This window comes from Lachnospira multipara LB2003 (assembly GCF_000702205.1).
In the GTDB taxonomy this organism is placed as follows: Bacteria; Bacillota; Clostridia; order Lachnospirales; family Lachnospiraceae; genus Lachnospira; species Lachnospira multipara_A.
Genome location: NZ_JNKW01000009.1, coordinates 51,582 through 64,913, shown reverse-complemented (window position 1 = coordinate 64,913; position 13,332 = coordinate 51,582). Strand labels below are relative to the sequence as shown.

At 32.9% G+C, this 13,332-nt stretch carries 11 protein-coding genes and 1 riboswitch; of the genes, 10 read left to right on the top strand and 1 reads right to left on the bottom strand.

All coding sequences use genetic code 11. From position 1 onward, the window contains the following. Positions 1 to 3 precede the first annotated feature (3 nt). The 4 genes from T537_RS0106920 to T537_RS0106905 all read left to right on the top strand — a co-directional run bounded on the left by T537_RS0106920 (position 4) and on the right by T537_RS0106905 (position 4,396). The gene (locus tag T537_RS0106920) at positions 4 to 1,188 is read left to right on the top strand and encodes an aspartate aminotransferase family protein (protein WP_031556877.1); all 1,185 of its coding nucleotides are present in this window, start codon (positions 4 to 6) and stop codon (positions 1,186 to 1,188) included. 137 nt (positions 1,189 to 1,325) lie between these two features. Further along, on the top strand, positions 1,326 to 2,561 hold the full coding sequence (locus T537_RS0106915; RefSeq protein WP_031556875.1) for a sugar ABC transporter substrate-binding protein: 1,236 nt from the start codon (positions 1,326 to 1,328) through the stop codon (positions 2,559 to 2,561). Positions 2,562 to 2,569: 8 nt separating this feature from the next. Beyond that, on the top strand, positions 2,570 to 3,775 hold the full coding sequence (locus tag T537_RS0106910; RefSeq protein ID WP_031556874.1) for a class I SAM-dependent rRNA methyltransferase: 1,206 nt from the start codon (positions 2,570 to 2,572) through the stop codon (positions 3,773 to 3,775). Between the two features lie 57 nt (positions 3,776 to 3,832). Then, entirely contained in the window at positions 3,833 to 4,396 is a 564-nt protein-coding gene (locus tag T537_RS0106905; protein ID WP_031556873.1) for a hypothetical protein, read from the top strand. Here the strand turns inward: T537_RS0106905 and T537_RS0106900 are convergent. Next, a complete protein-coding gene (locus tag T537_RS0106900) occupies positions 4,390 to 5,298 on the bottom strand; it encodes a PHP domain-containing protein (protein WP_031556871.1) in 909 nt (302 codons plus the stop codon). The two genes, T537_RS0106905 and T537_RS0106900, sit on opposite strands and share 7 nt — an antisense overlap. 185 nt (positions 5,299 to 5,483) lie before the next feature. Between T537_RS0106900 and T537_RS0106895 the strand changes: the two genes are divergently transcribed. From T537_RS0106895 to T537_RS0106870, 6 genes are all read left to right on the top strand, one after another. Beyond that, complete coding sequence (locus T537_RS0106895) at positions 5,484 to 6,509, top strand: D-alanine--D-alanine ligase (protein ID WP_031556869.1); 1,026 nt, start codon at positions 5,484 to 5,486, stop codon at positions 6,507 to 6,509. Positions 6,510 to 6,546: 37 nt separating this feature from the next. Next, complete coding sequence (locus T537_RS0106890) at positions 6,547 to 7,938, top strand: UDP-N-acetylmuramoyl-tripeptide--D-alanyl-D-alanine ligase (protein ID WP_031556867.1); 1,392 nt, start codon at positions 6,547 to 6,549, stop codon at positions 7,936 to 7,938. Positions 7,939 to 8,285: 347 nt separating this feature from the next. Continuing rightward, entirely contained in the window at positions 8,286 to 8,732 is a 447-nt protein-coding gene (locus T537_RS0106885) for a DUF4143 domain-containing protein (protein WP_081823264.1), read from the top strand. Between the two features lie 144 nt (positions 8,733 to 8,876). Next, positions 8,877 to 8,952, top strand: a riboswitch (cyclic di-GMP riboswitch). Between the two features lie 334 nt (positions 8,953 to 9,286). Next, positions 9,287 to 10,372, top strand: coding sequence for a hypothetical protein (locus tag T537_RS0106880; protein ID WP_031556863.1), 1,086 nt, complete (start codon positions 9,287 to 9,289; stop codon positions 10,370 to 10,372). 110 nt (positions 10,373 to 10,482) lie between these two features. Next, positions 10,483 to 11,829 (top strand): InlB B-repeat-containing protein, encoded by a 1,347-nt coding sequence (locus T537_RS0106875; protein ID WP_031556861.1) that lies wholly within the window; start codon positions 10,483 to 10,485, stop codon positions 11,827 to 11,829. A 65-nt stretch (positions 11,830 to 11,894) separates the two neighbouring features. After that, positions 11,895 to 13,214 carry a hypothetical protein gene (locus T537_RS0106870; RefSeq protein WP_031556859.1) on the top strand — a complete coding sequence of 440 codons (1,320 nt, stop codon included), beginning with the start codon at positions 11,895 to 11,897 and terminating at the stop codon, positions 13,212 to 13,214. The last annotated feature ends 118 nt before the right edge of the window (positions 13,215 to 13,332 follow it).

The following is a 13,332-nucleotide window of genomic DNA, read 5'->3' as shown; positions in this document are numbered from 1 at the left end:
ATTATGGAAACTACAGAACTAATAAAACTTGGGGATGAGAAACTTTTTCATACATACAATCGTTATCAAATAGTGCTAGATAAGGGTGATGGTGTATATCTTTATGATAAAAATGGCAAGAAGTATCTTGATTTTGGATCAGGTATTGCTGTTTTTGCCCTTGGATATAACAATAAAAAATATAATGATGCACTTAAAAATCAAATAGATAAGCTTGTTCATACATCTAATTATTTTTACAATGAGCCAGCTATTCTTGCAGCTAATGAGTTAACAAAATTATCTGGACTTGATAGAGTGTTTTTTACAAATTCAGGTACAGAGGCAATTGAGGGTGCTGTTAAGTTAGCTAAAAAGCATTATTATCTTAATCATAACAATTCATGTGATGGTGAGATTATTGCAATGAATCATTCCTTCCATGGAAGAAGTATGGGAGCCTTGGCTGTAACTGGCAACGCTCACTATAGAGAGGCTTTTGGACCTATGATTCCAGGGGTTAAATTTGCAACATTTAATGACTATGAAAGTGTAGAAGCCCTTGTAACTGATAAAACAGCTGCAATTATTCTAGAGACTGTACAGGGCGAGGGTGGAGTTTATCCAGCTAATAAGGACTTTTTACTTAAAGTAAGAGAACTTTGTGATAAGAAGAATATCTTACTTATTTTTGATGAAATTCAGTGTGGTATGGGTAGAACTGGCACTATGTTTGCTTATGAGCAGTATGGTATTAAGCCTGATATTTTAACGGTTGCTAAGGCACTTGGTTGTGGCGTTCCTGTTGGGGCTTTTCTTGCAAAGGAAGAGGTGGCAGCTTCCCTAGTTCCAGGAGATCATGGCTCAACTTATGGTGGAAATCCATTATGTGCAGCTGCAGCTAATGCGGTTTTACAGATTTTTAAAGAGGATAAGATTCTTGATAATGTTAATAGCGTTTCCAAATACCTAGAAGATGAGTTACAAAAGCTTGTGGATGAATATGATGTGTGTCTTGAAAGACGTGGAAAGGGACTTATACAAGGATTAGAGCTAAGTATTAACCCTAAGGATCTAATAGCTAAGGCACTTGATAATGGTCTTATACTATTTTCTGCAGGCACTAATGTTATTCGTTTTGTACCACCACTTATTATTTCAAAGGCTGACGTGGATGAGATGATTACAAAGTTAAAAAAATGTTTGTAAATTAAAGAATGGCAAAAAGTTGTAAAATACTTAGTTGATAGAGTATAATACCTAAGGTGTTTAAAGCACCTTGGGTATTTTTTTATGAAATTTATTTATGATGATTTTAGATAAAGAGCTTATGGAGGGTTTATTTTATGATAAATTTTAAGAAAATTGCTGCCATATGTATGGCGACACTTTGCACAATTACAGGAGTTGCCTGCACTAATCAACAAAAGGAGCCAGCAGCGAAACACCTTGATTTAGAAAGAGAAGTTACAGTTAATGTCTGGTACAATGACGATACTTATACTAAGTATTTAGACTATGTTTCTAAGCAATTTAATAATGACAATGAGCTTGTAAAAATTAATCCAGTTCTTGTTTCTGAACCAGATTATTTACAATATATTTATGACGAATCAATTAGAAATGATAATGCATGTGATGTTTATCTTTGCTCATCAGATAACCTAGAAGAGGTTTATTTAAGAGGATTAGCTCTAGCAAATACTGAATTTGATAAGGTTTATACAGAAGATATTTATGGTAAGGCAGGCCTAGAGGCAAGTAGTTATAATGAGCAATTATATGGATATCCTGTAACTTTTGATACTGCTGCTTTTTGTTACAATAAAAAATATGCTGAGGCAGTTTCAAGTATTAGTGATATACCAAGCACTGATATGGAACAATTAAAGACAGTTGATGGTCTTGCTATGCCTTTTGCATATGATACAGGAAACTTTATGACAAACTTCCCATTTATTGGTAAATACATCAGTTTTGAAGGCAATAGTATTGATAATACTAACATTTATATTAACGATGAAGCTAGCTTTAAGAATAGCTTAACTGAATATCAGAAATTAAGAGATAGATATGGTTTAGCAAGAGATGCACAAAGTGCCTCTAGTTATTTAGATTTATTCAAGCAAAATAAACTAGCTTATGGGATTTTTAAAGCATCTGAGATTGTAGCTATTGATAAGACTGTTGATTTTGGCGTAAGTGAAGTTCCAGGTTTAACAGCTGACTTAACAAGTAAGTCTCTTTCAACAACTACAATGGCTATTGTAAATCCTTATACACAGGATATTGATTGTGCAAGAGCTGTAGCTAAAGCAATTTCTTATGACTATGCAGCAAATATAACACCTCTTACTGGTTTAGCTACTGCAAGAGGCGATGTTTCTAAGGATGCTAATTTAATAAGATTACATGAGATTTATTCAAATTCAATGGTTAAGCCTGTATATACAGGTATTGATGAGATTTTTGCTCAATATGAGATTATGCTTCATAAGATTTGGGATCAAGAAGATGTAAATACTGCTTATGACAGTTTTAAGGCAGTTGTTTCAAAATACACTAAGACAAATGCAGAATAGGAGATAATATGTTTACAATTACAGGTACTGTTAAATTAAGAAAAGGTGAAGGAAGAACAATAAAATCCGGCGGAGCTTGGATTTATGATAATGAAATTGATGAAATTTCAGAAGGTGTTATAGATGGTAGATTAGTAGAGGTTCACGACTTTGATGATTATTTCATGGGCATTGGATTTATTAATAGAAAGTCTAAGATTACAGTTAGAATGTTATCTAGATTTGAAAAGAATGTGGATGAAGCCTTTATTGAAAAAAGAGTAAATGCAGCAATTGACTATAGAACTAAGACAGTTGATATGTCTAGTTGTAGACTTATTTTTGGTGAAGCAGATTTCCTACCTGGTATTGTTATTGATAAATTTAGTGATGTATTAGTTGTGGAATCCTTAGCTCTTGGTATTGATAATTTAAAGCCAGTTATTATTGAAAAAGTAAAAAAGGCTTTGGAAAAATTAGACATGCCAATTCGTGGTGTCTATGAAAGAAGTGATGCCAAGGTTAGAGAATTAGAGGGCATGAAGCGTACTAAGGGCTTTATTGGAGAAGAGTTTGATACTAAAGTCCTAATTGAAGAAAATGGCGTTAAGTATTATGTTGATGTTAAGGATGGTCAAAAGACAGGATTTTTCCTAGATCAAAAATATAACAGACTCGCAATGCAAAAATTCTGTAAGGACGCAAGGGTTTTAGACTGCTTTACACATACAGGATCTTTTGCACTTAATGCTGGTATTGCTGGTGCTAGAGAGGTTATTGGTGTTGATGCATCTGAGCTTGGATGTAACCAGGCTAGAGAGAATGCTAGATTAAATGGTCTTGAAGATATTGTAACTTTTAAATGTGCTGATGTGTTTGAACTTTTACCAGAACTTGTAGAAGCAGGAGAAAGCTTTGATGTAGTAATTCTTGATCCTCCTGCATTTACAAAGTCTAGAGCTACAATTAAGAAGGCTATTAAGGGTTATAGAGAAATTAATATGAAGGGTCTTAAGCTTGTTAAAAATGGTGGCTATTTTGCAACTTGTTCTTGCTCACATTTTATGGATCCTGAAACATTTACAAAGACTATTCATGAGGCTGCAAGATCAGTACACAAAAGACTTCGCCAGATTGAATATAGAACTCAGTCACCAGATCATCCAATTCTTTGGTCTGCAGATGAAAGTTTATATCTTAAATTCTACATCTTCCAGGTTGTAGATGAGTTATAATAAAAGAAAGTATTAGTTTAAAGCTAGATTTTTTAATAAATATAAGGGGGGATACTTATGTTTAGAAAAAACTATAAGGCTGTGTTAGTATTCTTAATGGGACTTATGCTTTTTACAAGTGCCTGTTCAGTTTCTAGTGGTGAAGAGGAGACAACTATGGAGGCCACAACTGTAGAAACTACTGAAGCAATTCCTAAAAGTCCTGTTGAAATATTAAAATTTGCAGGTGAATACAGAGATACCAATGATTCATCTATTATGTATATGAAGGCTTATGGAGACTATCTTGATATTAAGATTATTTTTCCAAATGAGAATAATAGTTATTTTAATTTGTGGGAAATGAGGGCTAGCCTTGATAGACAGACTAATGTACTAAGTTATAATAATGCCACAAAGACCACATATACAATGGTTAATGATAAGACATATAATAAGACTGTTGTTTATGTGGGGGGTTCTGGCACTATTAGAAATGAAATACAAAATGATGTTAATATGTGCATTTGGCACGGAGATATGGCAGGAGATAAGAAGAGGGATGTTAAGTATGTTTATGCATTCTCAAATCCTTCTCCTCTCCTAAATGATTTATTAACTATTATAGATAATAATCAATGATTCTTAGTAGATAATCTATATGCTTTTAATTTGTCTAAGATTTCTTCGGGGATAAAAAGTTTACCCATACCTGTTCCTAGGGATATGTGTGGCTTGTTATCTCCGTGGTAATCAGAACCGCCAGATAAAAGCAAATCGTATTTATTGGCCAATTCCTTAATTTGGCGTTCATCAGCTGCTTTATATGTAGAATAAAGTGCTTCTATTCCATCAAGTCCAGCTTCCTTTAATTCAGATATAAGTCTTTCTAGACTTTCATTTCCTAGATGATAAAGAATAGGGTGGGCAAGAATTGCAATACCACCTGCCTTATGAATATATTTAATAGCTTCCTTTGGATCTACTTTACTACGCTTAACATAGGCTGGTTTTCCAGGATTTAAGTATCTATCAAAGGCCTCGTTTCTATCACCAACATATCCATTTTTTACAAGATAATCTGCAAAATGAGCTCTTGTTATAACAGCATCAGGATAATTTTCAAGCATAGTTTCATAGCTAATTGGTATTCCAATATTGGTGAAATTCTCGCATACTTTGATATTTCTTTCTATTCTTGAATCCCTTTGCTTTCTAAGAAATTCTAAAAATTCTTTATTGTGATGGTCAACAAATAGTCCAACAATATGGACTTCTACCTTATCCCAGTGGGTGCTAACCTCAACTCCAGGAATTAATTCAATAGCTGCTTTTTTGCCAGTAAGAAGGTCAACGCTCATTAATTCACCAGAATTATTTATCTTATCACAAGCTTTTAGGGCAAACTCAATTCCATCAAGTGTATCATGGTCTGTTAAAGCGATGGCTGCTAGATTTTTCTCAACTGCTATTTTTAATAATTCCTCTGGACTTTTAGTTCCATCAGAAAAAGTTGAATGTGTATGTAAATCGACTGCTCTCATTAAGTAACCTCCAAGATTAATATCTATCATTTTATCACAAATCATTACTTTATTGCATTAATCAGGCGCAAGTGCTATATTAGACCATGGTGTCTTAACTTGCCAAATTATATGGGTTAAGAGCTAAAATGGTAATAGAATTATTGCTTTCTATGTTTAAATATAGGACTTTTTAGGAGGAATTTATGAAGATTGTAGTATTAGCAGGTGGTACAAGTACAGAAAGAGATATTTCTTTGGTTACAAGTCATTACGTATGTGAAAGCTTAAGAAGAAATGGACATGACGCTAATGTTTTAGACGTTTTTTATGGTATAGATGATAATAAGGCTGCTTCATTTTTTACAGAAAAAAATGATTTAGATGAGCTTGAGAAGGAATTAAAGGCTAAAAGCCATGAAATAGAGACAGAAATTAAGAATAGAAAGACAACAAGACAGGGCTTTTTTGGTCCTAATGTATTAAAGCTTTGTAAGGAAGCTGATGTAGTATTTATGGGACTTCATGGTGCTAACGGTGAAGATGGTAAGATTCAGGGAACATTTGAATTATTAGATATTAAATATACAGGTACAGATTCACTTAGTAGCGCAATTTCAATGGATAAGGATTTAACTAAGAAAGTATTAGTTCCTAATGGAATTCCAATGCCTAAGGGTATTGTTCTTCATAAGGGTGAAGAGGCAAGAGATATCCAGTTCCCATGCGTTGTTAAGCCAGCTAATGGTGGTTCTTCAGTAGGTGTTTCTATTGTTAATTCTAAAGATGAATTTACAAAGGCTCTTGATTACGCTTTTGAATCAGATGATACAGTTTTAATAGAGGAATATGTAAAGGGTAGAGAATTCTCTGCTGGTGTATTAGATGGAAAGCCACTTCCTGTAATTGAAATTGTACCTTTAAAGGGTTGGTATGATTATGAGAATAAGTATGCTGATGGTGCAACAAAGCATGTTTGCCCAGCTAATATTCCAGATGATATAACAAAGCAGATGCAGCACTGGGCAGTGGAATGCTTAAAGGTTGCAGGTGTAACAATTTATGGTAGAGTAGATATGTTACTTGATGAGAATAATAATATTTACTGCCTTGAAATTAATACACTTCCTGGCATGACACCAACAAGTTTACTTCCTCATGAAGCAAGTGAGGCAGGAATTAGTTTTGATGAATTAACACAAAAAGTAATTGATTTATCAATTAATAGATAATTAATTAGGGCAGGGACTCTAAATATAGGAGAATAAGATGAAGGGCATGACGCTTAAAGAGATGGCCTTGGCATGTGACGGAAAGTTATATTGTCATAAGGCATTAGAAGATAGAGAAGTTAGCTCTATTACAATAGATAGTAGAAAAGTTGAAGAAAATGGACTTTTTATTGCCATTAAAGGTGAGAGAAGTGATGGTCATGATTATATTGACTCATGCTTTGAAAAAGGTGCATTATGTGTAATTTCAGAAAAGGAATTAGATAATCCTAAAGGGGCTTACATTAAGGTAGAATCAAGCCTTAAAGCTTTAAAGGATCTTGCAAGTCTTTATAGAGGCAATTTAACTAATTTAAAGGTTGTTGGAATTACAGGTTCAGTGGGAAAGACAAGTACTAAGGAAACAATTTATTCTGTACTTTCCACAAAATATAATACATTAAAGACCCTTGGTAATTTTAATAATGAAATTGGACTTCCATTAACTGTTTTTAGAATAACAGATGATACTGAAATTGCAGTACTTGAAATGGGAATCAGTGATTTTAATGAAATGACAAGACTTGCAAAGATTGCAAGACCAGATATTGCAGTTATTACTAACATCGGTTACTGTCACTTAGAAAATCTTAAGGACAGAGATGGTGTATTAAAGGCTAAGACTGAAGTCTTTGACTATATTAAGGATGGCGGAAAGGCTATTCTTAATGGTGATGATGATAAATTGGCTACTGTAGAGGAAGTAAAGGGAACTAAGCCTATTTTCTTTGGTAAGGATAAGTCTAATGATATTTATGCTGATGAGATAGAAAGTCTTGGACTTGATGGTACAAGATTTAAGATGCACAATTTAAAGACATCAGATAATGTCAGTGATATTACTGTAGTTGTTCCAGTTCCAGGAAGTCACATGGTATTAAATTGTTTAGCAGCGGCAGCAGTCGCTTGTGAATTTGGTTTAAGTTCTAAGGAAATTATTGAAGGAATTGCGAATTTAAAGACAATAGCAGGTAGAAATAATATTATTAAGACAGAAGATTTAACAGTAATTGATGATTGCTATAATGCTAATCCTGTGTCTATGAAGGCCTCAATTGATGTAGTTAATATGGCTATAACAAGAAAGGTTGCAATTCTTGGGGATATGTTCGAACTAGGAGAAGACGAAAAAGAGCTTCATTACGGCGTTGGTGAATATATTAAGGATAAGGATATAGATATTGTAATTACAATTGGTGATTTAGCTAAGAATATCTATGATGGTATAGGCACTGATTCTAGTACTAAGGCTTATTATTTTAAGAATAAGGATGAATTTAACAAAGAAATCACTAATATCTTAAAGAAGGGTGATAGTATCTTAGTTAAGGCATCTCACGGAATGCATTTTGAAACAATAGTTGAGGACTTAAAGACTTTTAAATTTTAAATAAGGCGCAAAATTATGATGATCTAAAAGAAAGTTATTAGCTAAATAAAAAGGAAAGTCGGCTAGAGAAATCTAGTCGGCTTTTTTTGTTGTTAGAGATGGAGTGATATACATATTTTTACAATATTAATCTTCTATTTTTAGGATTATTTTAATAATTTTATGGGGATTTATGTATATTTTGGCTTTTTCAATATGGGGATTTATGTATTTTTTAGAGTTTTCAATATGGGGATTTGTGTATTTTTGAGCTTTATTAATATGGGGATTTGCGTTATAATAAAATCATAAGGAGGCTCAAACCATGAAGAATACTATCTTTACGTGCAAATGATCCTAATGTCGGAATGTCTTTAGACAAAGATTTGAAACGGTTTAAATTGTTTGCTTCTGATGTTGGATTATTTATAACACTAGCGTTCAAAGATAAGAAATATACGGAAAATATTATATATAGCAAACTACTTTCAAATAAGCTAGAAACTAATTTAGGATATATTTATGAAAATGTTGTTGCTCAAATACTAAGAACGAAAGGTAATAATTTATTTTATTATACTATGGAAAATACAACATCAAATCATATTTATGAAATAGATTTTCTTATCTCTGTTGGTAACAAAATATGTCCTATTGAAGTAAAATCAGGTAATTATAGAGCACATAAATCATTAGATATGTTTTGTGATAAATTTAGTAGAAGAATAAAGGATAAATATGTAGTTCATACAAAAGATTATAAACGTGAAAATGGAATAAACTATATTCCAATTTATATGTTACCATTTTTATAATTATTTATAAGATTAAATAGTAGAAATCTATCTATAAGTAAATCACAAAAATGCTCTCGGCTATATATAATATATAGTCGTGGGCATTATTTTTTATTTCTTGACATCCACCTTCCATCTCTATATAATATCTTTGCTAAGTAAATATATAAAAGGTAAAATAAAGGAAACTTTATGACACAAAACTAAAGGGGCTTTAAAATGCCAGCCAGTTGCTATAGATAAAAGTTCGCACATATTTTTATTAACACTAATAGCTTTTTACGTCATGGGTTCATGGCGTTTTTTTTATTTATCTAGTAAATTTATTTTGGTGAAATAAAAACCCACCACTAAGTTTACAAGAAGACTTAGAAAACCCACCACTAAGTTTACAAAAAAGTCTAAAAGGCAAAAAAGCTATATATAACTTTCTATCTTTCGCATTCAAAGTCAACTAGAGAAATCTAGTCGATTTTTTTTAGATATTTTTCAAAATCCACCAAAAAAACTTATATATTTAATGCAGAAAAGAACAAAACAGTTCTTTACAATATAATTATAAGGAGAAATTTATGAGAAAGAAAAAATTAATAACAACACTTTTAATTTCCACACTTGCCCTATCAAGTCTTTTAACAGCATGTGGAACAAAGAAAAATACATCAGAAAATGTAACAGAAGTTGTAACGGAAACAACTCCTGATACTCTTACAAGTGCAGATGGTTCAAGCGTTGAGGGCGTTGAACTTGAAGGACTTACATTTAATTCTTCAGAAGTTGAAGTAACTGCTGATATGACTACTGCAATTACAAACGCAGGTCTTGATGGCGGTTATACTACAGTCAAGTCATTTGATTTAAATATGACAGATGCTAATAACGAGAAGGTTCAGCCAAATGGAACAGTTTCTATCACTAAGACGTTAGATAAGTTAAATGCTCCAGAGGGCTATACAACAGAATATAGAGTTTATTACTACAACCCAGATACAAACACTCTTGAAGCTTGTAATACAACTTATGAAGATAACACCGTAACTTTTGAAACAACACACTTTAGCGTATATATGTACTTCTGTGTATGCTTTAATGTTGATAAGGATGTTGTAACTAATGTACTCACAACAGATGATGGTTTAAAGTTTTATACAGCTAGTGAATATGCAACATATATGCTTGAACAAGAACAAAAGAAAGCAGCCGAAGAAGCAGCTAAGGCTCAGGCAGAAGCACAGGCACAGGTTTCAAGCTCAAATAGTTCTTCTAATGTAACTACTAACTCAAATGCTAGTAATAATTCTTCATCTAATGAAGTTGCTAATGATACATCTAATTCAGTAGATATAAGCTCTAGTGATATTTCAGAAGGTTCAGCAACAAGCCCTTATATTACAGCTATTTCAATTCATGATGGTCGTGATTTAACAGATAGTTGGAAATTAACATGGGATGAATTAGAGCGTACTAGTAATCCACAAATATATTTCATGAGATATTCAGATGCTACTCCAACAGCTAAGGGTAGGTTTTATGTCTTTAATAAAGATAACACTATCGCTCGTATGGTTATGGCTTCTAGATTTGTACCAGAGGATGAAGGCTTTGAAAATGCACTAGCTTCTGTTTGGAAAACAGCCTTATTCTATGGAATAGACTAAATATTTATTATATATAGCTATCTCTTTTTGAGGTAGCTATTTTTTTATTTTAATCTTCTATATTTATTATGAGGTGATAATACTCAAAAAATAAATCTTAGGAGGTTAATATGATAAAAGCATGGCAATCACAAAAGGACAAAGGTCGGAAGTCATTAGTTCTAGTTACATTTATAATTATCTTATTATTCATAACAATTTCATCTAAGGTGGTTTACGCTCTAGATACAAGTAATGCAACATTTTATATTGGTATTAATCAAGAGGGCGGAAGTGGTTCATATACAATTACCTGGTATGATTCAGACGATAATGAAGCAAATATGCGTAGTGGTACATCTGCAGAAAAAGCTTGGAAGTCATTAGAGGAAAACGGTAGGGATACTTGGGGTAAGTTGACAGAAGATTTTTCTTTCGGACCTGAAGGTTATGATATTCCCAGTACATCTGTAAGTGGAAATTTTACTAGTCATACTCCATATCTTTATATTCAAGTAACTAACCCACCAGAAGGTAAAAGGATTGCAGGTGTTAGAGATGATTCAGGATATATGTCCACATATCAGCCAGATAAGTATTCAATACTTGTTGACTGTGGTATTTATGAAGGAGACTGGCTTGCTGATAAAAATGCAGGTCGCACTCCTAAAACTAGAGAAGATAATTCTGATTATACCATCACAATCGTTTGGGAAGATGATCCAGATCAACAAAAGGTTTTGAATGTAAATCCACTATATTGGACTGGCTCTTCATGGCAGGAATTTACAGATGGTTCATATGGTAATTTTAAAATATCTGATTCAAATGCATGGCAAAGCGATGTATATATGAACGTTACAAAAGGCTATACTTATTCTATTAATGCTACAAGAAGCAATAGAAGTAATGTCTATGTAGATAAGATTACTAAGGTGGAAAATGGTACAGAAACCAAAATTGGTACTACTTCTACTGGTGTACAGACTTTAAATGCAGATACAACCGTAAATATATATTATAAATTCACCTATGATGTTATATTTAACCCAAACCCAACAAGTGTAACGACAAAGAATATCTATGGTGATACCATTACAACAAATCCAACAGGTAGTGTAACAACTATTAAAAATGTTAAGGCTGGTAATAGTATAACAATGCCTAGTGCTAGTTCACTAACAAGAACAGGCTATGAATTTGTGGGCTGGTCAACAAATCCTTCTTATAGTTCTCTAAGTTTTAGTTCAAGCCTTGGAGGATTAAATAGGGTAGGTACAACTGTTACACCAAAATCATCAGGAGTGAATGTAAGTAATGGTACAACGATTACATTTTACGCAATCTGGAAACCTATCTCATATACAGTTCATTACGATATGAACCTTGCAAATGAGGAACAAATTCCAGATAAGAGAGTTCGTTTTGACGAAACGGTTACTGCACCAGATAGCGTAACTAGAGAAGAAGTTCTCTAAGTTTTAGTTCAAGCCTTGGAGGATTAAATAGGGTAGGCACAACTGTTACACCAAAGTCATCAGGAGTGAATGTAAGTAATGGTACAACAATTACATTTTATGCTATATGGAAACCTATCTCATATACAGTTCATTACGATATGAACCTTGCAAATGAGGAACAAATCCCAGATAGAAAAGTTCGTTTTGACGAAACGGTTGCTGCACCAAATAGCGTAACTAGAGAAGATTATGAGTTTAGAAGTTGGCAAGTCTATGATGGCTCAAATTATGGTGGATACACCAATAATACTAATACAGATCCAAGTGTCGGTATTGGTACAAAGTCATATATAAATGCTAATGAAAAAATTAAAAACCTTCGTAGTTCGGACGGAACAGTTACTTTAGTAGCAATATGGAAACATTTTACTGACGCTGATGGTAATGATATAGAGAAACCAAATGCTAATACAAGTAATTCAGATACACCTTTCGCTCCACAATGGAAGAATCAGGCAATTGATAGTCCTGCTGGATATTTTTATTATTCAGATACACCGATTGTTACAAGTCTTGGAAGTGTAAGTGCTAGTGGTACTCAAATTGGGTACTATTTAAATACTAATCAATCAACTAATTGGCAATATAAACGCCAGGCTTTATTTGCAAATGGCGACAAGGCAACTACATCTAGTTGGTATTACATAGATAGCTTTGGATATGATTATGTATCAAGTACAGATACAGGAAATGTTCAGACAGTAACTTCAGCTAGTTTCACATCTAATAAAGGAAAAGATGGCAAGAGCATATGTGGAACAGGCTATAATAATGTTACTTTAACAGGCGATAACTCGATGCTTATTAATCCTTGGGTTATTATGAGGGATGCTTGGCATGACTCACATATAAGTTATAACGAAACAACTACTTATCACGATACAGATGGTTATACATCTCTTATTGGTGATAATGATATACCAACACTTGAAGGTATAGATAAGCTAGAAAATATTGTGGGCCTTGATAAGTCTAATTTTACAGAATATATCGTAAGCCTTATAGGACATGACAATATCTCAGGTCTTAACTTAGACAAGTCTAGCATTGTAGTAACAAATTATGACAATTCACAAGTTGCTACAATAGGAAAAGCAGATAATCAAGAATTAGATGAATATAATAGATATACTCACATTGATTGGAGTAGCTTTGATGTTATGACGGTTAATCTTGAAAATTTTGCAGATAACTTATTTAATGGTGACTATGGTGTTACATATCACTTAGAAGATAATGTGGGAAATGTGTTAGACAATACAACTAATAGTTCAGTATTTGATTTAAAGGTTGAAGCTAAGACAAAGCAAGGCATAGATACAGCCGAAGCTGAATTACATTAAATAGAAAACAAAAGATAACAGTAGCTAGTGGTGCTAACAGTTCTATATTAGATAGATTAAGATACCACATAGTAGAAATTAATTAATAAGAAGTCGGCTAGAGAAATCTAGTCGGCTT